The organism is Veillonella parvula (assembly GCF_902810435.1).
Taxonomy (GTDB): Bacteria; Bacillota; Negativicutes; order Veillonellales; family Veillonellaceae; genus Veillonella.
The window spans coordinates 1,677,084-1,702,329 of the sequence record NZ_LR778174.1; the positions used below are offsets into that span (position 1 = coordinate 1,677,084).

The following is a 25,246-nucleotide window of genomic DNA, read 5'->3' on the forward strand; positions in this document are numbered from 1 at the left end:
CCTAAATGTCTTTTACAATAGCGTTTACTAAGCCATCTGTTGTATATACATCGCTGATGATAGCCGGTTTAAGACCTGCACTCATAGCCGTAGCAGCCGTAATTGGACCGATGCAAGCCACTTTAGTTTTGCCTAATAGCTCTAGTGCATTGTCGCCCAATAATTGGATTGTATTTGTTACCGTAGAAGAGCTTGTGAAGGTAATATAATCTACATTGCCTTCTGTTAACGCTGTTACTAATGCTTCTTGTTGAGATGTATCTTGTGTAGTTTCGTATAAACGCAAGATATCTACATTCATATCGCGGTGACGCAAGCAACGTGGAATCACATCGCGTGCTACCTTTGGTTGAATCAACAGTACAGAATCCCCTGCATTGAGTTCTTCTTCAAGAGCCTCTACAGCAGATTCAGCCTTGTAGTCTACAGGAATGATATCCGGTACGATGCCATATTTTTGGAGTTCACGAGCCGTAGCACAGCCGATAGCCGCCACTTTAGAATTACCTAAAGCACGTGTATCTTTGCCTTCTTTATATAGAGCATCAAAGAAGTAGCGAACTCCTTCACCAGATGTGAATACGATACATTGGTATTCTTTTGTATTGTTGATGATGCGTTTATCTTCCTCAAACAATTCCAATGGAGATGTTTTAATTGCTGCTGCTTCCACTACATTAGCACCTTGAGCCGCTAATTTTTCGCGGAATGCACTTGCTTGGGAGCGAGCGCGTGTGACTACGACAGTTTTGCCGAATAAAGGTTTATTATCGAACCATTGTAATTTTTCACGAAGGTTGACAACATCACCTACTACGATGATAGCTGGTGCTTTCAATTGAGCCTTTGCTACATCTTCAACGACATGTTCAAGGGTAGAAACTAATACCTCTTGTACTGTTTTTGTTCCCCACCGAACAAGCGCTACTGGTGTAGAGGCTGCTCGCCCATGAGCCATCAATTTTTCCGCAATGACAGGCAAGTTACCAACACCCATTACAAAGCAAAGTGTATCTACCGCCGTAGCAAGGCCTTCCCAATGGATGCCAGATACTGCTTTTGTAGGATCCTCATGACCTGTTACCACCGCAAAGGATGTGGCCATAGCGCGTTGTGTTACAGGAATCCCTGCATAGGCAGGCGCTGCGATAGGCGATGTTACACCTGGCACGAACTCAAATGGCACACCGGCTTCGCCAAGAGCCATCGCTTCTTCACCACCACGACCAAATACGAGCGGATCACCGCCTTTTAATCGTGCTACGATTTTACCTTCTTTACCTTTTTGGACTAATAGCTCATTGATTTCCCATTGATGCATTGTGTGATCTTTACATTGCTTACCAGCGTAAATCAGTTCAGCATCTGGACGTGCCCATTCTAACAGATGGGCATCCGCTAAATAATCATATACAATTACATCTGCTTTTTCGATGCATTCACGGCCTTTTACAGTGATGAGTTTAACATCGCCAGGGCCTGCACCGATTAGATATACCATACCTGTCATTTTATGATTCCTTCCTCTATGAGAGCATCCACAATATGTTTGCCCCCTTCTTCGTATAAGGCTTTTGCAAGATTTTTGCCAAGGATCTCGCCCTTTTTAGCAGGACCAGAAATTTCCCCTTCGTACACAGTTTTTCCATCGAGGGATGCAATCATAGCCTTTAAAGTCAATTGACCTTTATTGATGGTGCCATGTACGCCCATTGGCACTTGACAACCACCATTTAATTGACGCAAGAAACTGCGCTCCCCTTCAACGGCATAACGCGTTGCTTCATCGTTGATAGGATCCAACATGTCAAGCATCTCCGTATCGTCGGCACGACACTCGATAGCGAGTGCCCCTTGTCCAACGGCAGGAATCATTTCGTCAGCCTTGAAGACTTGTGTAATTTGGTCTTCTAACCCCAATCGCTTAAGGCCTGCTTGAGCCAAGATAACACCGTCTAGCTTTTCCGTTTCAATTTTGCTCAAACGAGTCTGCACATTACCGCGAATAACCTCTACCTTTAGGTCAGGTCGGACATGTAATAGCTGTGCTTGCCGGCGTAAACTACTAGTGCCAACGCGAGCGCCTTGTGGCAATTTGTCTAGTGTTTTATACACGGGACTCACTAGTGCATCATAAGGCACTTCACGAGCGGAGATGGCACCAAGAGTAAGGCCTTCTGGCAACTCTGTAGGCATATCCTTTAAGCTATGTACGGCGATGTCGATGTTGCCTGCATGCATAGCCTCTTCTAATTCAGCAGTAAATAAACCTTTACCACCAACTTGAGCCAGTGGTTTCTCTAAGATACGGTCACCTTTTGTATTAAAGTGAACTAGCTCTACCGTAATATTTGGGTACAGACGCTGTAATTCTGCACTAATATGTTCAGCCTGCCACAGGGCAAGGGCACTTTTTCGCGTGCCGATTCGAATATGATCTCTCATGGCATTAGCCTTCTTTCTCAAGATTAAACATATCTTTGAATAAATCCCAGTACAAGCCCTCTTCCTCTGTACCAGCGATTTCGTTGAAGTGAATCATCGGTTCACGCAACATTTTGCGAATGATCATGCGACTCATCGAGTCCATAACACGGCGCTCTTTATCGGAAATATCTGGCAATTTAGCTAATGCGCGATGTAATTCACGACGGCGAATACGCTCCGCTTTTTCTGTAAGCAATGCCATCATCGGACGCACTGTTAAATAGCTTAATTTATCCAATAACTCTTCAATAGCATCGTGAATAATAGGTTCTGCACGACGAGCTTCCTCTTCTCGTTGTGCCTTGTTTTCTTCTACTACACTTTCAAGAGAATCAATATTAAATAGATAAATACCGTCCAAATCTGCCACCGCAGGGTCGATATCACGAGGTACCGCAATATCAATCATAACGATTGGTTCACCCTTACGAAGAGTCGTAATTTTCTTCGCTTCTTTTTCAGTAATAATATAATGCGGTGCCCCTGTAGATGTAATAAGAATATCCGCATCTTTAGCATACTCTACAAAGTTATCGAGCTTAACAGCTTTACCATTAAAGCGTTCCGCTAACATTTCAGCCTTAGCAAAGGTTCTATTAGATACGAAAATCGTTTTTACACCCTTCGCTTGTAAATGAGTAGCTGTCAATTCACTCATCGTACCAGCACCCAAAATAAGTACTGTAGCCTCGGATAATGGCTTATCTAAACTGTCCTCCGCAAGATTGACCGCCGTGTAACTAATAGATACAGGCGTATTAGCAATGCCCGTATTAGTACGTACCTTCTTACCAACGCTAATAGCCCGTTGGAATAAAATATTAAAAATTGTTCCCGTACAGCCTGCGCTATAAGCCTGAATATAAGCCCCTTTTAATTGGCTCAAGATTTGGCCTTCCCCCAACACAAGGGAATCAAGGCTAGCAGACACACGGAATAGATGCTCAATACAGTCCCGTTCTTCGTAGAAGAAGAACGCATCTGCATCGATATGATCTGCGCCTTTTAAATCTTTTAATACTGCCAACATGTAATCCTTTGGAAATTCTACACCTTCTAAAGCAGCATAAATTTCCGTTCTATTACAGGTGGATAATATAACGCATTCTGAGATACAGTCAAATTCATAGAGGCGGTTTAGTGCGGAAACTACCTCGTCTTTATCAAACGAGAAACGTTCACGCACCTCTACAGCGGCACTTCTATGATTTAGACCTAATACCACTAATTGCATGGTTTAGTTTCTCCTCTATAATCATCCACTCTCCCTTGAGAATGGCTTCAAATGTTTCTACCGTCAGATTGTCTCGCCAAAATTTCTGTCGAGCCTCTGGAGTAGGAAGCAGTAACTTTACTTCTTCTCTAAATATTTTAAGTCTAGGCATAGCCTTTTGCAACTGACCATAACGATTCATCATATCTTGTCGTACGAGACGATTGATACGCGGGCCTACATTGTTAGCACTAATAGCAATATGAAGATCGCCGAGTTCAAGAGACGATGGCACAGTAAAGCTGCACGCGCTCGGGTCATCACTACGGTTTGTCCACACTCGATGTTTTTTCCCTAGCTCATACAAGGTATCGTTTAGTTCATGATTATCTGTGCAGATAAACAGCAAACTACTCGAAATAATATGCTCTTCGTCGTCCATTGTGAAAGCCCGATCACACCAAGTGATGCGATTTTCCTTTGCCCATTGGCTAATCGTATCCGTTACAGCAGGAGCGATAACGACAATTTGGCAAGGCTCCTCAATAAAAAGCTGCATCCGTCGTTCCGCTACTTCTCCGCCGCCTACGAATAGGATTCTATCTTCAGTTGTAGGTTGAAATGTTATGGATACCATGGCTGTCCTACTATATACAAAAAAATCGGCTTGATGGTCAAGCCGATTTTCAACTGCCTACATAAATCGTTTCAGATATACGCCGATACGCCCTTTACGAGAGATACCTGTAATAGCTTCTACCTTCATTCGGCCACGACCACGCATGGAAATGACATCCCCTTCTTTAACCTCTTGGGATGCCCCCTTAGCTGGTTGCCAGTTTACTTGTAATAAGCCCGCATTGATAGCACTCACCAATTTAGTGCGAGATACACTAAAGCCTGAGCTTGCTACCGCATCTAAGCGCAAGGAAGCGACTGTAGTGCGGACTTCTTTAATTTTTTCTTCTTTTGGTGCAATATCTGATAACTCAATAGCCTCTACAGATACAGAAACCATAGCAATTTTCGTAAAGTTTTGAATTACGAAATCAGCCACGCTTTCATCCACCATAATCTGAGCGCCCCCTTGCTGGACGATAACGTCCCCAAATTTGGAGCGATCAATGCCAAGGCCCATCAAGGAGCCCAGCACATCGCGATGGGTAAGCAATCGGAACCGTGGGTCCCAATTCACCTTAAGGGCGCGAATGCCCATGTCCACGGTACCGTTAAAGTCGCTATCTACAAAGGCGATACGGATACGTTCCGCCCCTTCATAGCCACCATCGGTCTTAACGATAATCTGTGGGTAGTTAGCCTTGATTGCGTCTGCAATGACAAGACCTGCAGGGCTCGTAAAATCCGCCACGCGATAGGGGCGACCTTTAACAACCTGCTCAGCCAAGTCAAGCATGCGACGAGCTTCCTCACCGCTGCCACTGGCTTCAAAATATCGAATTAATTTACTAGTATCTGCCAAAATTATTTCCCCAATTCATTCGACCGAGCAAGACATGCTACTACGCCATCTTGGAGAGCACTGCGAAGTCCACCTTTTTCCATGGCACCAATACCAGCAATGGTGGTGCCACCGGGGCTGGTCACTTGATCTCGTAGTACTGCTGGATGATTGCCACTTTCAAGAGCCATCTTACCAGCACCGTACATCGTTTGAGCCGCCGCCTTTATGGCTAGCTGACGTGGTAAACCAATACGAACGCCCGCATCAGCTAAAGCATCAAGGATAACGAACATATAGCCAGGGCCCGCGCCAGATAGTGCGCCTAAGCGATCTAAATCGGCTTCGCTCACCACTGCTACCTCACCTACAGCCTCAAATAAGGCTTGTACAGTACGACCTAGGTCAGTATTCACATCATCTCCAGCAAGTGCCGTCATGCCAGCACCGATAGAAGCCGGTGTATTTGGCATAGCTCTAAACCAATTAGCTTGTGGAATCGCCGCATCAAGAGTATCTAAGGTGACGCCTGCGGCAACGGAAATCATAACAGTCCCATACGGTACTTCTTTTAAAGTCTCTAACACAGATGGTAACACTTGTGGTTTTACAGCCAATAGAATAGTGTTGTACTCGTTTACATTAGGCAATGTAGTAAAACCTACTACACCAAGCTCCTCTGTAAGAGCCTTACATTGTTCTTCGCGACGCACTAGAATGTGTGTATCACAGGCTTTCAACACACCATGCTGTAATGCACCGCGCAATAGAGCGCCACCCATTGAGCCAACGCCTATACATAGGGTTTTACCTAACATAGTTATCACCACCATTTATAGAGAGATTATTTGTTTTCCCAAGAATATTCGTTTTGCTCAGTTGTGTTGCTTTCATTGTCATTATAATCAATGGAAATATTTACAGGTACACACATGAAAATGTCTTTACCTACTTTTTCCAATTTGCCATCCAATGCATAGGTCGCACCAGATACGAAATCTACAATACGAGCTGCTTCATGAGGGTCTGTATTTTCAAAATTAATCAATACAGGACGCATGTCGCGCAATTGATGTGTAATATTTTCAGAATCTTCAAATACTTTTGGTTCAATTACAACTACTTTCATAGCTGTTGGACGTTGTGTCATCGTAGATTGGCCTCCTACCTTGCGTGGATGAAATTCAGATGCGCCGGACACGGGAGCCGCTGTTGCTACTGGGGTAGGTTCAGCTTCGTATTCCTCTTCATCTTCGTATTCGTAATCATCATATTCATAGTCATCATCAGTTCTGCCTAAGAATAAGTTTTTTGCTTTGTCTAAATAATCTCCCAATGCCATTTGGATTTCCTCCTAATACAATTAACGCTTCCGATTATCAGGTAACCCGAACCTTAATAATATACACGTTCCCCAAAAATTGCTGTGCCTACACGAACGATGTTAGCCCCTTCTTCCAAAGCGACCTCAAAGTCATGAGTCATCCCCATAGATAAATATTGAATCTGCCCTTCTTCAAAGTAGCGTTTCATATCCTCAAACAAGGCATTCGCTACGCGAAAGATTGGACGAGCTTCCTGTGGATCATCGAAAAATGGCGCCATACACATCAAGCCCCGCACGCGTACATGAGGCAATGTTTTTGCATAATCTCGTATTTCCGGAAACTCTTCAACGGTCATTCCCGTTTTAGAAGCTTCGCGGGCCACATTGACTTGCAGTAATACATCTTGTATTTTATCGTGCTTTGCAGCAACCTTTTCGATTTCATCTAATAATTTACGGCTATCCACAGAATGAATTAAATCAAACATAGGAACCGCTTGGCGCACCTTATTGACCTGTAAATGACCAATCAAATGCCATGTTAATTGTGGCCCCTTATAGGTTAGCTGTTTTTCTTTGGCCTCTTGTACTCGATTTTCTCCTACATGAGTGACACCGAGCCGTGCGACCTCTTCCACAGCCGACACAGGGTGGTTCTTTGTAACCGCCACTAATAATGCTGTATCTACGCGACCAACACGCGCCATAGCATCGGCCATGCGTTGCTGTATAGCGTGTAGGGATTCTTCAATCACGTGAATGCCCCCTTCAATCTATATATCATAATCATCAAATATATTTGTATAGACTATTTTATTATATAGTATTTAAGGTCAAATGTACATGATTTAAGGCTTATCCCTTCCACAAATCCAAGCATGTATATATATAAAATATCATACTTTATTATGATTCCTGTGAAAGTCGAATTTTATCGGTCTTGTAACATCGCAAATAAGGCCATACGACCTGTTTGCCCAGCCTCTCGGCGATAGGAATAACAGTCTACTTCCGTTACACTATCGGTACCACCAATCGTGATATGCTCTGGAGGAACGCCATTTACAACGAGATCCTCACCAATAAAGTTCCATAAATTGATATAAGCCTTATCTAATTTATCACCAGGATAATTGACAACATCAGATGAATCTCTGTCTGTCATATCTCTCCAGGCTAATTCAAAGCGTTTACCTAGTTCTATATCTACTTCAAAGGACTCTGGTCCAATACTAGGCCCAAGATATATATAGCAATCTTTGAACTCGGTCCCATAAGCCTCTTTCATGGCCTCAATAGTAAGTACTGGTAAGCGGCCAATGGCACCACGCCAACCTGCATGTGTCGTTGCAATCGCATGATGTTTGGCATCGTAAATGCCTACGCCAACGCAATCTGCAGTGAACAGAAATAATGGCACATGAGGTAGATTTGTAAATACCGCATCACAATCATCGATAGCCGTATCTTCTCCAAAAGCACCGGCCCCAATAAGGTCTTCTGTGATTTCTACAGCCTTTAAACCATGGACTTGATTGCCACAAGAAATACGGTTTGGTTCAACACCTAAATATTTCGCAATAATAGCTCGATTTTCTCGTACACTCTGAGCTTCATCGCCTACATGAAAAGCTAGATTTAATGATTCATAAGGGGCTTTAGATACGCCACCATGACGATAGGTATCGCCCATAACAATAGGAAATCGCTCACTCCAGCTTGGCGTCTCATAAGACCACGTTCCATGGGGACCTTTCACATCTATACACTTTACCGATTGATTCATCAATTCCTCCTATTTACAAACACCGCATCGTTTACACCCTTGTGTGCATGGCGGTGTATAGGCTTCATCGATGGATCGTTTCCATTCCATTTCGAGATAACCCTCGTCCATGCCCATATCTAAATGGCTCCACGGCAAGAATTCATCAAAACTGCGTTCACGATAATTCATATTATCCATATCCAGGCCAGCAGCCTTCATTTCGGACTTAAAAGATTTACTGCCCCGATCGGCTGCACATGCTGCAATGACAGCGCCTAAGCGACGATCCCCACGAGCGAGAACCCCTTGTATATACGCCTCTTTAGGCGACTCTACGAGAACCTCAATACGGCGATTCTTTTGCAATGCTTTCTTTATATATTGCAGCTTTTTCTCCACTGCTTTTTGGTTATCCATGGCCATCCATTGGAACGGTGTAAAAGGTTTCGGAATAAAGGGATTGATACTGAGCGTTAAACGACCTTTACAGCCTACTTTTTCCATATGAGCCTGCGTTCTCTCCGCAAGACCTACAATAGCCTCAATGTCTTCATTGGTTTCCGTTGGCAGCCCAATCATAATATATAAGCGCATATGCTGAATACCTGACTTTGCAGATAAGGTGGCTGCATTTTGTAAATGCTCTTCACTGATACCCTTATTAATGACGCGACGCAACCGTTCACTACCCGTTTCTGGGGCAATGGTAATCGTCTTTTGTCCACTATCCGCCAGTCCATCCACCACGGCTTGCGTTAATGAGTCAGCCCGCAAGGATGCACAAGAGTAGCGCATATCTTTAGAGCGAATATAATTAACGAGTTCGTCTACCTCAGGATAATCCGAGATAGCAGCGCCCATGAGGCCTACCTTTTTACCTAGCTTTTCTGCGCGCTCTACGCCTTCTTTCAAAATGTCCAAAGGACGTACACGCGGTACGCGGAAGCAATATCCAGCCATACAGAAGCGACAGTGCCGACCACAACCACGGGCTACTTCGATGATATACATAGCACCAAATTCAGTATAGTTCGTAGCTACTACCGTTTCACCACCGCTAGTGAGCATTTCAAAGTGACGTTTGATCGTTTTAGGCACGCCCTCAGCAATATCATAGCCTTTAAATTCACCATCTTCATTGTAAATCGGCACATACAGGGATGGTACGTAAACACCCGATACATCCGCTAATTGACGTAAAATAGCGTGACGATCCAAGCCTTCCATTTTTCCATCTCGAATGATATCTAGTACGCGACTGACGATACCTTCCCCTTCACCGATGATAAAAGCATCGATAAAGTCGGCAAAAGGCTCAGGGTTAAAGGTCGCACAAGGGCCCCCTGCAATAACGATAGGGTCAAATTCGGTACGGTCTTTTCCCATGATAGGTACACGGCCATGGCGCAACATCAAAGGAATATGGAAATAATCCATTTCGAAGGTGACATCAAAAGCAACTACATCAAATTGATGCATAGGCCTTTGTGTTTCAACGCTCATAAGCGGAGTCTTAGTCTTATCGTAAGCTTCTAATTCCTTTTTCTCAGGCAAGAAGATTCGTTCGCAGACGCTATCATTTCGTAAATTGATTTCCTCATAAATGATATGAAGTCCAAGATTACTCATGCCCACAAAGTATGTATTCGGATAAACGATAGCTACTTTTTGCCCTGCATGAGGATTTACTGTTACCCGACTGTCTTCATCTTTATATAATTCTTGTAATCGATCAATTAAATCTTTACGATTCACTAATTTCCTTTCTATATAAGCCCACTACGAATAGTGGGCTTAATAACACTTTACATATCATTTGTACATCTATAAAATTACATAATACTAATTTCGCCTATAATAAAAAACCAATAGATATTACAATTTAGATTTCAATTTATCCTTAGTATGAGCGGTCTTACTTTTAAGAGTGCTTACAATTTGTGGGCGATGTTTTCTTTCATAAGGATATACAACAACTTTTTCATCTTTATATTCTGCAATATATATGTCCTTAACAGAGTATCCTTGAGCTTGGATTTCTTGTTCAAGCCAATCTCTATCTTTTTCAATTACATCGAGGGTAAACTGATTAATTTGACCATCATCGATAAGGTCAAATCGAATATTATCTTCACCGAATTGAACCACGTTGAGCTGACCGTTTTGCTCCAATACGGCACGCTTAACATCCGTAACATATTGAACACCGGCAGCACGAAGTTTTAATTTAAGTTCAGCCGCTTGTATACCATAACGCATACATTCTTCTGTTAGAATATGACCTTTTTCGATTACTATAACTGGATGACCATCAAGAATTGCTTTAAAAATACGAAGATTCCCTTTTAAAAACTTAAGAGTCATTACGAGGATAGTCCATAAAATAAGAACTAACATAAACTGTAAAATGCCAATTTGATCATTGTAAATAATGGCACCGATAATACCACCAAGTACGTAGTTTTGCAATTGGTCTAAAGCAGAGGTTGGGGCTAAATTGCCCTTACCCATTAAATTGATTTGTAGAATAATCGCCAAGAGACCGATGGCGAGTTTTGCAAAGACCATCCCATAGACGGCCATAGCTTCTGTCATATGTGGTCCTCCTTATGGTAATGTGTCCGCTTTATCATGAATTCGATCTATAGGACTTACCTTATAAACACGTGTAATAGTATAGGTTGAAAATTCTGGATTAAATTGAACCTCATAGTAAGCATCACTTACTTTTAAAATCATACCATTACGAATCTTTAAGGAGTTAACCGCCAATTGGTCGCTCGGTACGGAACGATCTGAACTAAAAGAATGTAAAAATTGAGCCATACGAGAGGAGTCCTCAGAATAGGTTTTCATCCGATTATACTCTTGGTATTCAAGCCCTAAGAAGAACACTACGATTAAAGACAATATAATCATCAGGTCACGATAGCGACTAGTAAAACCATTTCGCAATACTTGTACTCCCAAAATGAGTAATGCTAACAGAACAGCTACAATTATAATAAAGCCCCAAGTTTGACCTATTACAGCCTGACTTTCAACATAGGCTAATGTGTAAAAATCCATGCTACACTCCTTTCAAATATTACTTTTTATTATACCATATTTGATTCCAATATTTTCGATGTAATCGTCAAGATGGCCCAAAATAATGTAAGAAATCATAACCACCCGTAGAACGGGTGGTTTGCCCTGACCCTATAAGGGTCTTTCTCTAGTGGTGGCCCTCTAAAGAGGGCATTGAATGATCTGACAACCACTCTATTACCACTGGCTGCCCCCTACTCGGGGGCTTTTATTTTGCCTATTTTACCGGCTCACCCGTAAACGGGTCGGTATATTCTTTAAAGTTTAATGTATCTTGTGCTATATCTTCTTGTAACTGATTGCGAATATACTCTTTTATCGCTCCTTCATATCTTCCCACCGTATCCACATAATATCCTCTACACCAAAAATGTCTATTTCCATACTTATATTTTAAATTTGCGTGTTTATCGAATATCATGAGGCTACTTTTGCTTTTTAAATATCCCATAAAACTTGATACGCTTAAATGTGGTGGAATTGTTACTAGCATATGTATATGATCCGGACAGCATTCTGCCTCGATAATTTCTACATTTTTTCTCTTACATAAATCTCTTAGAATTTTACCTACATCAGCTTTTATCCGACCATAAATTATTTGCCTTCTATACTTTGGAGCAAAAACAATATGATATTTACATCTCCATTTACTATGTGATAAGCTTTTTACGTCATTCATTGACATTGAACCTCCTATGTTGAAATGTTGTGGTTGCCAGACCAACTCCATTTTAGCACTAGGAGGTTCTTTCCTTTTCTCTAAGAAATTTTACTGACCCCCAGTTTAACTGGGGGTTTAGTCATGCCTATTCGGCGTACAAAGATAAAAAATAGCGACCCCTTACGGGGTCGCTTTTAATAAGCATATAATCTCACAAAAGATTACCTAAGTAATGCTCTTATTTTAACCAGCTCATCAAGTTGCGAAGTTCTGCACCAACTGGTTCGATTGGATGGCTAGCAGCGGCTTCACGGTGTTCTTTAAGGAATTTTTGACCATTTTTAGAATCTGCCAAGAATTCATCAGCAAATTTACCAGATTGAATATCAGCCAAGATTTGTTCCATCGCTTTTTTAGTATCCGCTGTGATTACGCGAGGACCTGCATGGTAGTCGCCGTATTCAGCAGTGTTGGAGATGGAGTGGCGCATTTTTTGGAAGCCACCTTCGTAGATAAGATCTACGATTAATTTCATTTCATGCAAGCATTCGAAGTAAGCGTTAACAGGTTCATAACCAGCTTCAGTTAATACTTCAAAGCCAGTTTTGATCAACTCAGTAACACCACCACACAATACAGCTTGTTCACCAAAGAGGTCAGTTTCAGTTTCGGATTTGAAGTTAGTTTCCAAAATACCAGAACGGCCACCACCGATACCAGATGCCCATGCTAATGCCACTTCTTCAGTATCGCCAGATGGGTCTTTTTCTACAGCGTACAAGCAAGGAACGCCAGAACCTTCTTGGTATGTACGACGAACTAAATGACCAGGACCTTTAGGAGCTACCATGAATACATTGATGTCTTCACGAGGTACGATTTTACCAAAGTGAATGTTAAAGCCATGAGCAAATGCCAAGTACGCACCTTGTTTCAAGTTTGGAGCAATATCTTGTGCATATACGTCTGCTTGCAATTCGTCTGGAATCAATACCATAACGATATCAGCGCCTTTAACGGCTTCTGCAGTTTCTTTCACTGTAAGACCTGCTTCTTCAGCCGCTTTCCAGCTAGAAGAACCACCGCGAAGACCAATTGTTACGTCCATACCATTTTCTTTCAAGTTCAATGCATGAGCATGACCTTGGGAACCGTAACCTAACACTGTAATTTTTTTGCCTTCCAATTTGCTTAAATTACAATCTGCATCATAATAAACTGTAGTACCTAAAATTTTACCTGCCATATTAGACAACCTCCAAACATATTCAATAGAATATAGATTATATATACTGTACACAATCTAACAAATTTTTGCAAGATGTGGCGTACATTAATTTATTATCAGTAAGCCAAGTTTTAAGCCTCTGATAAAAAAATTTGATAACTACCGAACCATCACCCATGGACGATCATCTTTCCATACAACTTGTACGGAAAGTCCAAAGATATCAGATAAAATATCATCAGTTAGTACCTTGTGTTTAGGACCTGCATGAATCATCTTACCCTCTCGCAAGATAGCTACATGAGTAATAAACGATAGTATCTCTTCAATTTGATGTGACACATAGATAATCGGTGTCTGCTGCTCAGCTACCAAAGTGGATACGGTGCGTAAAAACTGCTCCCTCGCTGGTAAGTCCAAACCAGAGCAAGGCTCATCCAAAATCAATAATTCTGGATTTGCCATGATGGACCGTGCCAATAATACACGACGCTGCTCACCAGCAGATAAGGTATAAAAACGATGCCCTTCCAAATAGCCTAGTCCAAATTCAGATAGTAGTTCTATCCCTCGCTGATGGACCTCAGGTGCTACCTCTTGGTATATACCAATGCTACTAAACGCACCAGAAATAACAATATCTTCAACGACTTGTTTATCCAAGGTTGACTGAAATTGTCCAAGAGCAGAACTGACAAATCCTAGTCTAGATTTGATTTTAGGCCACGCATATTTGCCAAACTCCTTACCAAACACACGCAAAGTGCCCGTTGTAGGAATTTGATAAGCCGGTAGCATGCTGAGTAGCGTTGATTTGCCAGCTCCATTGAGACCTAATAAGGCCCAATGTTCACCTTCCTCTATATGCCAATTTACATTATCTAAAATAGGTCTACCATCACGGCGAAAGCAGACATTTTCATAATGGAGTAATTCACGCCCCACGTTATCAGCTCCTACATTTTTTCTCCACGGCTCATAGCGGTAATACCTGTTTTAGCAATTTCAAGAATACCATAGGTTTCCATAATTTGAATGAAGCCACGTAATTTTTCTACACTACCAATGACTTCAATGATCATAGATGTAGGAGAAATATCTAACACATTACCACGATATACATCGGCAATCTGTACAATTTGTGATCTTGTGGAAGCAGATGCTTTTACCTTGATAAGCATTAGCTCACGGCATACCACATCATGATCGTCAAACACTTTAACCTTAACAACATCGATGAGCTTGTAGATTTGTTTTTGCACTTGATCAAGAATTCGGTCATCGGCCTCTACAGTAATAGTAATACGTGCATAACCTGGCTGATTTGTAATGCCAGATGTCATTTTTGTAACATTAAAGCCACGACGGTTAAAGAGTGCCAAGATACGTGTACCAATACCTGGTGCATTTTTTGCAATGATTAAGACTTGATGTTCTTTCGCCATTATAGCACCCCTTTCTTACCCATCATACCGCTTATCGTGCCGCCTGCTGGGATCATTGGCAATACATTATCCTCTCGTTCAACGCGACAATCCAAGACAATGCTTTCATCCGATGTAATGTATGATTTAAATTCTTTGTTGAAAGTTTCAACATTATCTAGACGCGCTGCTTTTAAGTCAAATGCATCTGCGAGTTTCACGAAGTTCGGACTCACTTCTAAATCTACATAAGAGTAGCGTCTATCATTGAAGATTTCTTGCCATTGACGAACCATACCAAGATAACCATTGTTAATGATAATAATCTTGATTGGCAAATTATATTGGCGTACCATCATGAGCTCTTCACAAGTCATTTGGAAACCACCATCACCGACAACGAGGATAACTTGCTTCTTAGGTGCCCCTACTTGAGCCCCAATAGCCGCCGGTAAGCCATACCCCATGGTACCCGCACCGCCAGAGGTAACGATAGTATGAGGTTTTTTATGAGTTAAGAATTGAGCCGCCCACATTTGATGTTGACCAACGTCACTTACGATTATGGCATCTTCCTTGGCAATCTTATTAAGCTCAGACAACACATATTGTGCATGTAATACACCATTTTTCGATTCAGGTATCACCATAGGGTATTCCGCTTGCCATTCTCGGATTTGCTCAAGCCACGCTTCATGCGTTGTAGGTTCTACAAGAGCATTAAGCTCCGTTAATACCTGTTTTAAATCCCCTACGATAGGCACGTTGATTGTAACATTCTTATCAATTTCAGCTGGGTCGATATCGATATGGATGATTTTAGCTTTTTTACAGAAGAAATCTGGATGGCCTGTGATACGGTCATGGAAACGAATCCCTGCAGCAATCACAAGATCAGCCTCATCTGTACTATTATTAGCTGCAACAGAACCGTGCATACCAACCATACCAAGGGCCAATTCGTGATCTCCCGGGAAGCCACCAAGGCCAACTAATGTATTCGTCACTGGGATTTGAGCCTTTTCAGCTAATTCTTTAAGCTCATCCATAGCACCAGACTTCAATACGCCTGCCCCAGCAATGATAAGTGGTCGCTTTGCATTTTTGATGAGAGTAGCTGCTTTTTTGATTTGGCCTTGATGACCTTTATAGGTTGGATCATAGCCTTCAAGATGAATAGGTACTTCGTACAATTTGTTGTATTCCGCCATGGATATTTTTTCGGTTTGAATATCCTTCGGAATATCGATGAGTACAGGGCCTGGACGACCTGTGCCAGCAATAAAGTACGCCTCTTTAATGATGCGAGGCAAATCATGAATATCTTGAACAAGATAGTTATGCTTAGTTATAGGCATCGTAATGCCTTGGATATCCGCCTCTTGAAAGGAGTCCTTACCGATAAAGGGCCGACCAACCTGACCAGTAATGGCCACCATAGGTACGGAATCCATGTACGCAGTCATAATACCTGTTACAAGATTCGTTGCGCCAGGACCAGAGGTAGCAAGACATACACCTACGCGACCAGATACGCGAGCATAGCCATCTGCCGCATGTGCAGCACCTTGTTCATGACGAACAAAGTAATGTTTAATTTCAGGGAAGCTATATATTTCATCATAAATTGGAATTACTGCGCCACCTGGATAGCCGAACATATCGGTTACACCAAGGCGATGCAATGTTTCAAGGACAATGCGTGCCCCATTGATTGTTTCTGCGCTCATAAGAACCCTTTCACCCAGCTATTCAGACAATATTTCGCTGGAATTTAAACGTTTAATAATGTAGCCATTATGTTTGAAAGTATCAATAATGTGTTGGATGTGCTCTTCACCATTTGTTTCTACCGTTACTTGCAATTCCACTTCATGGAAACGGTCAAGGTTTTTGAACTGATTATGGTCGAGTTTAATAACATTTGCATCTGCATCCGCCAGCATTTGAGATACCGCAACCAATTGACCTGGTTTATCAGGAAGGTTAACGGAGAAAGTAAAGATACGACCGCGCAATACGAGACCTTTATTAATCATTGACGAAATAGTTAGTACGTCGATATTACCACCGCTGACGATAGCTACCACCTTTTTACCGCGGCACTCTAATTTCTTAAGACCAGCGAGTGGTAAAATACCAGAATTTTCAGCTACTAACTTATGTTTTTCAACAAGCAATAAAAACGCTTCCATCAATTCATAATCAGATACGGTAATAATTTCATCTACATATTGTTTGATATATTCTAATGTAGTTTCCCCAATTTGGCGTACTGCCGTACCATCTGCAATCGTCGCCACTTCATCGAGAGGTACAGGATGATCAGCCTTTAAGGCAGCTAGGGCACTCGCTGCACCTTCTGGTTCTACACCGATAATCTTAACGCGCGGATTTTTTAATTTCGCCGCAGCCGCAATACCAGATACGATACCACCGCCCCCAACAGGAACGAGCAAAATATCCGCATCAGGCAATTCATCAAGCACCTCAAGGGCAATCGTACCTTGCCCTTCGATGACATCTTCATCATTAAAGGGATGAACGAACACATAACCGTGTTCTTTTTGCAACTCCATCGCCTTTTGATAGGCTTCGTCATAAATCTCGCCAAATAGTACAACATCTGCACCGTATTGTTTTGTAGCATTCACCTTAATAAGAGGTGTATGTTTCGGCATGACAATAGTCGCTTTAATGCCAAGACGTTTCGCAGCAAGGGCCACGCCTTGTGCATGATTACCGGCAGACGCAGCGATAACACCGCGCGCCTTTTCCTCTTCTGTTAGTTTTGCAATTTTATTATAAGCTCCACGAACCTTGAAAGAGCCTGTTATTTGCAGGTTTTCTGGCTTGATATATACATCATTGCCACACTCGTCAGAAAACACATCACTATGAAGTAACTTCGTTTTCACAGTGATTGTGCTCAAGCGCTCACGAGCCTCCATAAAATCATATAACTTATACATATACACGGTCTCCTCTAGTTAGTATTAAATGAAAGTCGAGTATTAGTCTTCAAATACTTCGATAGCACCTTGTGCAGCAGAGGATACGTGAAGAGCGTATTTTTTAAGATATCCAGTTACATTGGATTTGAATGGTTTCAATGCAGCTTTACGACGAGCGATTTCATCATCAGATACAGCTAGTTCCAATTTACCGTTTGGAATATCGATGTTGATAATATCACCATCTTCAACGATAGCAATGGTACCGCCTGCAGCTGCTTCTGGAGATACATGTCCTATGGATGCACCACGAGTCGCACCAGAGAAGCGTCCATCTGTCAACAAAGCTACATCTTTATCTAGACCCATACCAGCAATCATAGATGTTGGTGTCAACATTTCACGCATACCAGGACCACCTTTAGGGCCTTCGTAGCGGATAACTACAACATCACCTTTTACGATTTTACCGCCCGTAATAGCTTCAACCGCTTCTTCTTCGCTGTTGAATACCTTTGCTGGACCAGAGTGAACAAGCATATCTGCATCTACAGCACCGGCTTTTACAACGGAACCATCTACAGCAAGGTTACCTTTGAGAACCGCAATACCACCAGTTTCATGTACTGGATTATCCCATGGATGGATAACATCTTCATCCACAACATGAGCGGCCGCTGCAATTTCACCTTGTGTTTTAAGAGCAACAGTTTTGCAATCTGTATGAAGACGACCATTTTCTGCTAAACGTTTCAACACGGCAGATACACCACCTGCAGCGTACAAGTCTTCAATAAAATATATGCCAGATGGAGATAATTTAGATAATTGAGGTGTAGTTTGGGCGATGCGATCGAAATCGTCTAAGGATAATGGTACACCTGCTTCGTGAGCAATAGCCGGTAAATGAAGCGCCGTATTAGAGGAGCCACCCAAAGCCATATCAAGAGCTACCGCATTTTCAAAGGCTTCACGAGTCATAATATCTTTAGGGCGAAGGTTTGCTTTTAATACCTCTACCGCTTGCATACCCGCTAATTTTGCTAAACGCAAACGTTCAGAATATACCGCTGGGATTGTGCCATTGCCAGGAAGGCCCATACCGAGAGCTTCCGTTAAACAGTTCATTGTATTTGCCGTATACATACCAGAGCAAGAGCCACATGTAGGACATGCCGTATTTTCGATATCGGCTAGCTCAGCATCATCCATTTCACCAGTTTGATGTTTGCCTACGGCCTCGAATACATCGGACAAACCAATTTTTTTACCTTTATGTACACCAGCGAGCATAGCCCCACCAGATACGAATACAGATGGGATATTAAGGCGAGCAGCTGCAATCAACATGCCTGGCACTACCTTATCACAGTTTGGAATGAATACCATCGCATCGAATGGTGTAGCCATAGCAGTAGCTTCTATGGAATCTGCAATGATATTACGTGTAACTAAGGAGTATTTCATGCCGATATGGTTCATTGCCAAACCATCGCAAATACCGATAGTATTGAACTCGATTGGCACACCACCTGCGTTGCGGATACCGTCTTTTACGGCTTGTACAATATTTTTCAGGCCTACGTGACCAGGGATGATTTCATTGAAAGAATTGGCAATACCGATGACGGGTCTACCCATTTCTTCATCAACAAAACCTAGAGCTTTTAGTAAAGATCTGTGTGGTGCACGTGCTACGCCTGTTTTCAAATTGTCACTTCTACAACTCATGTTAATCTCCTCACTTTTGAAAGCATCCACTTGGACAGCTTTCACGACGCATAAAAAAAGACGATTCCAATGAATCGTCTTAAAAGTTTACAAATGATATTCCTTTTGTTTACAGAATTCCTATATACATAAATAATCCTATGTACCCCTTGGAAAATATACACATAAGAAACAAACCATATAGTCAAATCTTATTGATTGTATATTAAACCATTCGCGGAACTTCTAAGACAAAAACGTGTTAAGTTGTTGTTCATAATTCGAATGTCATTAATAATCACGACTAGCGCAATAATCAATAAGCTAATGACTAAACCTAACATGTTTCCTCCTAAAATATTCTGTAATATTAATCACGGAATAATAATAACACGTTATATTATCCCGCGCAAGATAATTCACAATAAATTCTATAGATTCATCATAGTTTTTTTATGAAGTTCACCATACCTAAAAACTATAGCAAACCTAGTAAGGTATAAAAAGTATAGGTATAACAAGAAAAATCCCTCACCGAAGTGAGGGATTAATTATATTATAAGATACCAAAGAGCCACATGCCAAAGGTGCCGCCCCAGAAATGAATGAGGAAGCTCACCACAGAGATAGCAAGACCTACGCGCCACCATGTACCTTGTGGCACATAGCCAGCACCGAAGAAGATTGGTGTTACACCTGAACTATAATGAGTCAATGTACAGCCAGGACTGTTCATCAAACCAAAGAGCAATATCGTAAACGGAATAGGAGCCCCCATCGCCACTAAAATGGCTGCAAAGGCGGAGAACAAAGCCGTAATACGCGCCGTGCCACTGGCAAAGAAATACTGAGAGTACACAAAGGTAGCGGAAATGATAAAAGACGCCCAGAACCAGTCAAAGCCAGCTAAATGTTGACTTACAAAGTCTGCAAAGACAGCTACTACACCGAGTTTGCCAAGCAGCCCAGCCATGCCTACAAGCGTACCCATCCAGATGAGGATATCCCAACCGGTGCGTTCACCCAAAATATCCTCCCACGTAAGAGAGCCAGTCACAACACACGCCAGAACCCCCATCATCGCTACTACTGTAGGATGAAGCTTAGTCCAAATTGCTGTAGCCCAAAGTAAGATACAAAGAACAAAAATAATGGCAACAGAAATTTCGGCCTTCGTAATAGGTCCAAGAGCATCTAGTTCTTTTTGAGCCATTGCTGCAGCCTCTGGTGTTTCCTTGATTTCTGGTGGATAGATTTTATAGATAAACCAAGGCATCAAAATCATACAAATCACACCAGGAATGACACCGGCTTGGAACCATTCCCACCAAGATATATCATAGCCAAACAGTTTAGCACCTAAGGACGTAATAAGCAAGTTACCACTACATGCAGTCAAGAAGATTGTTACTGTAATGGTGTTAATAGTATGTGCCGTCGTCATCAAGTACGCCCCAATGCGGCGAGCCGTATTACCATATGGTTCAGAGTCAAATGCTAAGGAAATATTTTGTACGATGGGGAATACTATACCACCACCACGCGCCGTATTAGATGGTGTAGCTGGAGAAATAATCAAATCTGTACAAGCCAAAGCATAGGCAAGCTTTAATGAGCTTGTGCCAAAGGAGCGAATCAAGGTGTACGCAATGCGCTTGCCAAGGCCAGAATTAATAATACCGCGAGAAAAGAATACGGCTGCTACGATAAGCCACACATTCGCTTCTGCATAGCCACCTAGTGCCTGTACCATAGTGATGGAGTTAGTGGCTACGGCTACAACAATACCAAAAAGCGCCATAATGCCCGTTGGCCAAGGTCGCAATATAAAGCCCACAATAGTAGCCGTAAAGATAGCTAATAAATGCCAACCTTCCGGCTTGATTGCCTCTGTATGAGGTAAAAACCAAATGACGAGCCCCACTAAAACGGTAAGGGCCGCTCGTGTAAAAGTATTCATAGAACCTCCATCAGGCTTAACAACTTTCCAAAAATTCTTTGATCTTAGGATTTGCTCGTAACATTTCCATCTCTTCAGGGGATAATAATTTTACCTTATCCCGATCTTGATTTACCAAGCAAAGAAAACCAATATAATCGCCCTTATTAGCACGGAATTGATGAATTGTTTTGCCTGGAATTTCGATAAAGTCACCAGCTTCTACATCGTGGATTTCATCACCTAATAAGACCTGCCCCTTACCGCGGAATATCATAACCATATGCGTATGATCGTGATACTCCAAGGTAGAATACCCTCCTGGCAAACATTCAAAATAGCGGAATTGACACGGAATATCATAAGCCCCATCGTATAATACTTGACGTGTTACATCTTTAAAAGGGCTACCATCTTGTTTATACACCAAGGTTTCGATACCATCCCACTTAAAATTTTTAGCATCAAACTTACGTATCATCGTATTACCTCTTTAAACAAAAAAGGGCTGCATCGAAACAAGGTTTCAATACAGCTCCATCGGTTCGATTATTTGAAGAGACGTTTCAAAGTGCCTAGTAATCCATGACTATGTTTTTGTACACCGTCTGCAACGCCTGCCACTTCAAAGCCAGTTCGTTCAATGGCTTTTGTAATAACTTCTACAGATGCTTTTGTTGGATCAAAAGAAACAGTAGCAGTCTTTTCTGGCAAATCTACTTCTGCACTTAATACGCCAGGCAAACCTAGAGATGCACCTTCAACTGTTTCTTTACAGTTGTTGCACATCATCCCCGGTACGGTAAATACCTTTGTTACAACGCCATTATCTTCGCCACAACCACAATCTTTACACATAGTGTTACCTCCTATTAATCGTTAGCTTCTTTATGTTTATCGTCGTTCTTAGCCCCTGCTGTCACATCGATAGTAGTCGCTTTCTTAACGGCTTCTTTCGTTTCATCAACAGCCTTTTTAGGCCCCGAAATAGCATCTTTAAACTCATTGATGCCTTTACCAATAGCTTTACCGACTTCAGGCAATTTACCAGGTCCGAAGATAACTAGAGCAATCACTAATATAACTATTAATTCAGGTGTTCCTATAGACCCCATATGTATCTCCTTTATTTTTACTACTACTTATACTCTTTAGTGTACATCATCATAGGCTGCCTTGTCCACATACCAGGTCATAGCTTCTTGTGAAAGTACCGCACCAGGCAATACACGACCAATGCGTTTTTCCCAAGACAAATCCTCGTAATCTTCGCGTTGATACAATACCTTTGTCAACGCAGTTCGCTTACTTTCACCAGTTACGGTAAACCAAACCGCATCAGATTTTGCTAAGAACGAAAAGGTCATAGAAATACGTTCCCATACCTTTCCATCCTCAACGGCTACCACCTCTTGATCTGTGACACGCAATGCATGAGAACCTGCAAATAGGCCGGCTGTATGACCATCTTCTCCAAGATCGAGCAATGCCAAATCTAGGCCACTTTTTTTACAAGCCTTGAGAACATTCTTAACCTCTTTCTCGTATTCCGCTGCTGCTTCTATTACAGTTTTAGAATCTGTATTGATTGGCAAGAAATGAGCCGCCCCTTTCGCCTTACACAACAAGTAAGGTTTTACGCGATTGAAGTAATTATCCTCATGAGATTGCGGCAAGAATCGCTCATCAGTCCACACAAAGAATATGCGTTCCCAATTGAGGCGTTCAATATATTCTGGGGAATTAAGCAATTCTAATAAACCATTAATAACAGTCCCGCCCGTAATACCAACAACACACGTTTCAGTGCGATTGATTTCCTCGTTGGTGAAAGCAATAAAATCCTCTGCTAATGCTTTAACTACATCGCTAGGGCTGTCATAACATTTAATTGTATCTTGAGCCATGTAATAATGACCTCCTAAAACTATTTCAATAGTTCTATTATATACACTTTTTCTGTGTAATGAAAGCAAAACCGATGTAACTCAATAGTTGGAGCCACATCGGTTCTAATTATATTTGTATTTTCTTATGAATTACAGGAAATTCCATTCCGTATATTCATAAATCAATATTATTGTTGACCAAATTTAGGACGGCGACGCTCTGTGAAAGCACGGACTCCTTCTTTGAAGTCCTCTGAAAGACCTAATTTACATTGGTTTTCTACTTCAAACTTCTTGTACTCTTCCCAACCCACTAAGAAGCTATTCCACATCATTTCCTTCATAACGCGGTAAGATTGTGCAGGCCCTTTTGCCAATTTTTCAACAAGACGTCTTGTAGCTGTCTCTAAATCTTCTAATTCACAAACCTTATACACAAAGCCCAGTTCCTTCCCCTTTTCAGCAGATACGGCTTCACCGGTCATGACAATATGCATAGCACGGTTCATACCAATAGAACGCGTCAACAAGAATAAACCGCCCGCATCAGGAGCAAGGCCTACATTTACGAAGGCTTGAATAAAACGTACATTGTTAGCCGCCACGACAAAATCTGCTGCTAAAGCCATATTGAAGGCAGCACCTGCCGCAGCCCCTTGAAGGCTCATGATAACAGGTTTTGGTAACTTCTTCATAGCCATAGAAATCTCAGCTACTAGCTCAACGATTTCAAATAAAGACTCAGTATCCCCTTCGTTTACAGCGCGCTCCATCTCTGTTAAATCGCCACCCGCAGAGAATACCTTACCCTCTGCATTGATGAGCAACGCACGAACGCTTTCATCATTATGAGCCTTATCTAAGACCTCAAGGATCTCCTTGCACATCTCAATATTAAAACCATTGGCTACGGTTGGACGATTAAAGGTCAACGTACCAATACCGTTGTCCACTACGTACTGAATTGTATTATAAATCATATGATTTCTCCTATATAAAAATCTATTTTCGAAAAAATTCGATTATTATATCTTTATTATAGGAAAATTAAGTGGGGATGTAAATGTAAAATTAATTCTTTTCACTAAACCCAATATTAAATAAATTTTCGAATTGAGTAATAGATTCCGGCAAAATAGCTTTGTATTTAACATAAAAATCTTGTAACTCTTCAGTTGATATCTTAATTACATTTTTCATTATATCTAAGTTCTTAATTTTAGGTGCATATAAGTAAATATAGTAGCCTTTATCCTCATATGCTTTAAAACCACAAGCATCTAACTCTGACGCTTGTTTTGCTTTAACTTGAACAACGGCTTTTTTTACATTATTAATGTCACGAGAAATAAATTGACACTCAATTTTTACAGTCGTTGATTTATTAGCAATAGAGTTAGAAAGAAGATAGTAACCTTCAACAATTTGAATATAAGAAATTACTAATTCCTCTAATTCAAAAGCAGGTAAATTATCAATCATATTATTTGCTATATTTGAATTAACCTCATAAAATTCTTCATTAGATAATTTGTTAAATACAAACTTAGAATATTCGGTGATAACTGGCTCTTGTAATCGCTGTACAATACCGCCTCTAGATCGATTGAAAGACGCTTTTATTTGTCCAGGTACCTCTAAGCCAACTGCATAGGCTTTAACAGGTAAAACAGCACCAATATCTAAATCTTTATTTGAATAAGCTTTTGCAGGTTCTGTTACTCTACAAATCCAATAAATACCATTCAAATCTCGTGTCCAAAATAAATCATTCACACACGCATCCTTAAATATATTTAAAGCGGGGTTTAACCGACGCTTCTGCCCATGTACATACTCTACTACTGTATCATAAAACTTACGATAATCGTCAGATTCAAAATCAACACAACTCCAACCTATAGCTAGAAATTGTTTTTTATCATGTAAGCAGAAGTCGATTAATTTCTCCCTTTGATCTGTAGCTGTTTTTAAATTAATCCTTGTAACATAATCCTTCTCATATATAATTTTATTTCCCATAATATCCCCCTTAACAAACAAAATATATTTTAACTATACCATAAATAAAACACAAAAAACACCTGCAGACAT

Annotated in this window: 26 protein-coding genes; all 26 read right to left on the reverse strand. The window is 41.4% G+C overall.

Annotated features, from left to right (window positions below; genetic code table 11):
- Position 1: 1 nt before the first annotated feature.
- Positions 2 to 1,510 carry a uroporphyrinogen-III C-methyltransferase gene (cobA, locus tag FNLLGLLA_RS07595; RefSeq protein WP_156697428.1) on the reverse strand — a complete coding sequence of 503 codons (1,509 nt, stop codon included), beginning with the start codon at positions 1,508 to 1,510 and terminating at the stop codon, positions 2 to 4.
- Positions 1,507 to 2,445, reverse strand: a complete 939-nt coding sequence (gene hemC / locus FNLLGLLA_RS07600) for a hydroxymethylbilane synthase (protein WP_156697427.1) — start codon at positions 2,443 to 2,445, stop codon at positions 1,507 to 1,509. The genes cobA and hemC overlap by 4 nt, the downstream gene beginning before the upstream one ends.
- Before the next feature lie 4 nt (positions 2,446 to 2,449).
- On the reverse strand, positions 2,450 to 3,721 hold the full coding sequence (hemA, locus tag FNLLGLLA_RS07605) for a glutamyl-tRNA reductase (protein ID WP_156697426.1): 1,272 nt from the start codon (positions 3,719 to 3,721) through the stop codon (positions 2,450 to 2,452).
- On the reverse strand, positions 3,690 to 4,337 hold the full coding sequence (locus FNLLGLLA_RS07610; protein WP_156697425.1) for a precorrin-2 dehydrogenase/sirohydrochlorin ferrochelatase family protein: 648 nt from the start codon (positions 4,335 to 4,337) through the stop codon (positions 3,690 to 3,692). The genes hemA and FNLLGLLA_RS07610 overlap by 32 nt, the downstream gene beginning before the upstream one ends.
- 57 nt (positions 4,338 to 4,394) lie before the next feature.
- Positions 4,395 to 5,180, reverse strand: coding sequence for a YlmH family RNA-binding protein (locus FNLLGLLA_RS07615; RefSeq protein ID WP_156697424.1), 786 nt, complete (start codon positions 5,178 to 5,180; stop codon positions 4,395 to 4,397).
- Between the two features lie 2 nt (positions 5,181 to 5,182).
- Positions 5,183 to 5,977, reverse strand: a complete 795-nt coding sequence (proC, locus tag FNLLGLLA_RS07620) for a pyrroline-5-carboxylate reductase (protein WP_156697423.1) — start codon at positions 5,975 to 5,977, stop codon at positions 5,183 to 5,185.
- 26 nt (positions 5,978 to 6,003) lie between these two features.
- Positions 6,004 to 6,501 (reverse strand): cell division protein SepF, encoded by a 498-nt coding sequence (locus FNLLGLLA_RS07625; RefSeq protein ID WP_004695224.1) that lies wholly within the window; start codon positions 6,499 to 6,501, stop codon positions 6,004 to 6,006.
- Between the two features lie 53 nt (positions 6,502 to 6,554).
- Entirely contained in the window at positions 6,555 to 7,241 is a 687-nt protein-coding gene (locus tag FNLLGLLA_RS07630; RefSeq protein ID WP_004695221.1) for a YggS family pyridoxal phosphate-dependent enzyme, read from the reverse strand.
- Positions 7,242 to 7,417: 176 nt separating this feature from the next.
- Positions 7,418 to 8,272, reverse strand: coding sequence for a purine nucleoside phosphorylase YfiH/LACC1 family protein (locus tag FNLLGLLA_RS07635; RefSeq protein WP_156697422.1), 855 nt, complete (start codon positions 8,270 to 8,272; stop codon positions 7,418 to 7,420).
- Positions 8,273 to 8,281: 9 nt separating this feature from the next.
- Positions 8,282 to 10,009: a TIGR03960 family B12-binding radical SAM protein gene (locus FNLLGLLA_RS07640; RefSeq protein ID WP_021148485.1), complete on the reverse strand. Its 1,728-nt coding sequence runs from the start codon at positions 10,007 to 10,009 to the stop codon at positions 8,282 to 8,284.
- A 120-nt stretch (positions 10,010 to 10,129) separates the two neighbouring features.
- Complete coding sequence (locus FNLLGLLA_RS07645) at positions 10,130 to 10,849, reverse strand: DUF421 domain-containing protein (RefSeq protein ID WP_021148486.1); 720 nt, start codon at positions 10,847 to 10,849, stop codon at positions 10,130 to 10,132.
- A gap of 12 nt (positions 10,850 to 10,861) precedes the next feature.
- Complete coding sequence (locus tag FNLLGLLA_RS07650; protein WP_021148487.1) at positions 10,862 to 11,323, reverse strand: DUF3290 family protein; 462 nt, start codon at positions 11,321 to 11,323, stop codon at positions 10,862 to 10,864.
- Positions 11,324 to 11,561: 238 nt separating this feature from the next.
- On the reverse strand, positions 11,562 to 12,026 hold the full coding sequence (gene tnpA, locus FNLLGLLA_RS07655; RefSeq protein ID WP_038125930.1) for an IS200/IS605 family transposase: 465 nt from the start codon (positions 12,024 to 12,026) through the stop codon (positions 11,562 to 11,564).
- A 220-nt stretch (positions 12,027 to 12,246) separates the two neighbouring features.
- Complete coding sequence (gene ilvC, locus FNLLGLLA_RS07660) at positions 12,247 to 13,254, reverse strand: ketol-acid reductoisomerase (protein WP_156697236.1); 1,008 nt, start codon at positions 13,252 to 13,254, stop codon at positions 12,247 to 12,249.
- 141 nt (positions 13,255 to 13,395) lie between these two features.
- Entirely contained in the window at positions 13,396 to 14,181 is a 786-nt protein-coding gene (locus FNLLGLLA_RS07665; protein ID WP_156697237.1) for an ABC transporter ATP-binding protein, read from the reverse strand.
- An 11-nt stretch (positions 14,182 to 14,192) separates the two neighbouring features.
- The gene (gene ilvN, locus FNLLGLLA_RS07670; RefSeq protein ID WP_004696811.1) at positions 14,193 to 14,681 is read right to left on the reverse strand and encodes an acetolactate synthase small subunit; all 489 of its coding nucleotides are present in this window, start codon (positions 14,679 to 14,681) and stop codon (positions 14,193 to 14,195) included.
- Positions 14,681 to 16,390, reverse strand: coding sequence for a biosynthetic-type acetolactate synthase large subunit (gene ilvB, locus FNLLGLLA_RS07675; protein ID WP_156697238.1), 1,710 nt, complete (start codon positions 16,388 to 16,390; stop codon positions 14,681 to 14,683). The genes ilvN and ilvB overlap by 1 nt, the downstream gene beginning before the upstream one ends.
- Before the next feature lie 18 nt (positions 16,391 to 16,408).
- Complete coding sequence (ilvA, locus tag FNLLGLLA_RS07680; RefSeq protein WP_024061815.1) at positions 16,409 to 17,632, reverse strand: threonine ammonia-lyase; 1,224 nt, start codon at positions 17,630 to 17,632, stop codon at positions 16,409 to 16,411.
- A 42-nt stretch (positions 17,633 to 17,674) separates the two neighbouring features.
- The gene (ilvD, locus tag FNLLGLLA_RS07685) at positions 17,675 to 19,345 is read right to left on the reverse strand and encodes a dihydroxy-acid dehydratase (protein ID WP_156697239.1); all 1,671 of its coding nucleotides are present in this window, start codon (positions 19,343 to 19,345) and stop codon (positions 17,675 to 17,677) included.
- A 535-nt stretch (positions 19,346 to 19,880) separates the two neighbouring features.
- Entirely contained in the window at positions 19,881 to 21,284 is a 1,404-nt protein-coding gene (locus tag FNLLGLLA_RS07690) for a DASS family sodium-coupled anion symporter (protein ID WP_058948072.1), read from the reverse strand.
- A 16-nt stretch (positions 21,285 to 21,300) separates the two neighbouring features.
- On the reverse strand, positions 21,301 to 21,744 hold the full coding sequence (locus tag FNLLGLLA_RS07695) for a cupin domain-containing protein (RefSeq protein ID WP_004696849.1): 444 nt from the start codon (positions 21,742 to 21,744) through the stop codon (positions 21,301 to 21,303).
- Between the two features lie 68 nt (positions 21,745 to 21,812).
- Entirely contained in the window at positions 21,813 to 22,121 is a 309-nt protein-coding gene (locus FNLLGLLA_RS07700) for a heavy-metal-associated domain-containing protein (RefSeq protein ID WP_021148497.1), read from the reverse strand.
- Positions 22,122 to 22,135: 14 nt separating this feature from the next.
- Positions 22,136 to 22,378, reverse strand: coding sequence for a Sec-independent protein translocase subunit TatA/TatB (locus tag FNLLGLLA_RS07705; RefSeq protein ID WP_004695192.1), 243 nt, complete (start codon positions 22,376 to 22,378; stop codon positions 22,136 to 22,138).
- 36 nt (positions 22,379 to 22,414) lie between these two features.
- The gene (gene pgl / locus FNLLGLLA_RS07710; protein WP_156697240.1) at positions 22,415 to 23,170 is read right to left on the reverse strand and encodes a 6-phosphogluconolactonase; all 756 of its coding nucleotides are present in this window, start codon (positions 23,168 to 23,170) and stop codon (positions 22,415 to 22,417) included.
- 170 nt (positions 23,171 to 23,340) lie between these two features.
- A complete protein-coding gene (gene fabM / locus FNLLGLLA_RS07715) occupies positions 23,341 to 24,132 on the reverse strand; it encodes a trans-2-decenoyl-ACP isomerase (protein ID WP_156697241.1) in 792 nt (263 codons plus the stop codon).
- 91 nt (positions 24,133 to 24,223) lie between these two features.
- Positions 24,224 to 25,174, reverse strand: a complete 951-nt coding sequence (locus FNLLGLLA_RS07720; RefSeq protein WP_156697242.1) for a ribonuclease D — start codon at positions 25,172 to 25,174, stop codon at positions 24,224 to 24,226.
- Positions 25,175 to 25,246 lie beyond the last annotated feature (72 nt).

Bases quoted from the DNA above. Each gene is read 5' to 3' on its own strand.
- FNLLGLLA_RS07610 (WP_156697425.1), bottom strand. From the start codon at position 4,337: ATGGTATCCATAACATTTCAACCTACAACTGAAGATAGAATCCTATTC.
- hemA (WP_156697426.1), bottom strand. From the start codon at position 3,721: ATGCAATTAGTGGTATTAGGTCTAAATCATAGAAGTGCCGCTGTAGAG.
- FNLLGLLA_RS07645 (WP_021148486.1), bottom strand. From the start codon at position 10,849: ATGACAGAAGCTATGGCCGTCTATGGGATGGTCTTTGCAAAACTCGCC.
- ilvB (WP_156697238.1), bottom strand. From the start codon at position 16,390: ATGAGCGCAGAAACAATCAATGGGGCACGCATTGTCCTTGAAACATTG.
- hemC (WP_156697427.1), bottom strand. From the start codon at position 2,445: ATGAGAGATCATATTCGAATCGGCACGCGAAAAAGTGCCCTTGCCCTG.
- ilvN (WP_004696811.1), bottom strand. From the start codon at position 14,681: ATGGCGAAAGAACATCAAGTCTTAATCATTGCAAAAAATGCACCAGGT.
- ilvA (WP_024061815.1), bottom strand. From the start codon at position 17,632: ATGTATAAGTTATATGATTTTATGGAGGCTCGTGAGCGCTTGAGCACA.
- FNLLGLLA_RS07705 (WP_004695192.1), bottom strand. From the start codon at position 22,378: ATGGGGTCTATAGGAACACCTGAATTAATAGTTATATTAGTGATTGCT.
- cobA (WP_156697428.1), bottom strand. From the start codon at position 1,510: ATGACAGGTATGGTATATCTAATCGGTGCAGGCCCTGGCGATGTTAAA.
- fabM (WP_156697241.1), bottom strand. From the start codon at position 24,132: ATGATTTATAATACAATTCAGTACGTAGTGGACAACGGTATTGGTACG.
- FNLLGLLA_RS07635 (WP_156697422.1), bottom strand. From the start codon at position 8,272: ATGAATCAATCGGTAAAGTGTATAGATGTGAAAGGTCCCCATGGAACG.
- pgl (WP_156697240.1), bottom strand. From the start codon at position 23,170: ATGGCTCAAGATACAATTAAATGTTATGACAGCCCTAGCGATGTAGTT.
- FNLLGLLA_RS07700 (WP_021148497.1), bottom strand. From the start codon at position 22,121: ATGTGTAAAGATTGTGGTTGTGGCGAAGATAATGGCGTTGTAACAAAG.
- proC (WP_156697423.1), bottom strand. From the start codon at position 5,977: ATGTTAGGTAAAACCCTATGTATAGGCGTTGGCTCAATGGGTGGCGCT.
- FNLLGLLA_RS07690 (WP_058948072.1), bottom strand. From the start codon at position 21,284: ATGAATACTTTTACACGAGCGGCCCTTACCGTTTTAGTGGGGCTCGTC.
- FNLLGLLA_RS07695 (WP_004696849.1), bottom strand. From the start codon at position 21,744: ATGATACGTAAGTTTGATGCTAAAAATTTTAAGTGGGATGGTATCGAA.
- FNLLGLLA_RS07650 (WP_021148487.1), bottom strand. From the start codon at position 11,323: ATGGATTTTTACACATTAGCCTATGTTGAAAGTCAGGCTGTAATAGGT.
- tnpA (WP_038125930.1), bottom strand. From the start codon at position 12,026: ATGAATGACGTAAAAAGCTTATCACATAGTAAATGGAGATGTAAATAT.
- ilvC (WP_156697236.1), bottom strand. From the start codon at position 13,254: ATGGCAGGTAAAATTTTAGGTACTACAGTTTATTATGATGCAGATTGT.
- ilvD (WP_156697239.1), bottom strand. From the start codon at position 19,345: ATGAGTTGTAGAAGTGACAATTTGAAAACAGGCGTAGCACGTGCACCA.
- FNLLGLLA_RS07625 (WP_004695224.1), bottom strand. From the start codon at position 6,501: ATGGCATTGGGAGATTATTTAGACAAAGCAAAAAACTTATTCTTAGGC.
- FNLLGLLA_RS07720 (WP_156697242.1), bottom strand. From the start codon at position 25,174: ATGGGAAATAAAATTATATATGAGAAGGATTATGTTACAAGGATTAAT.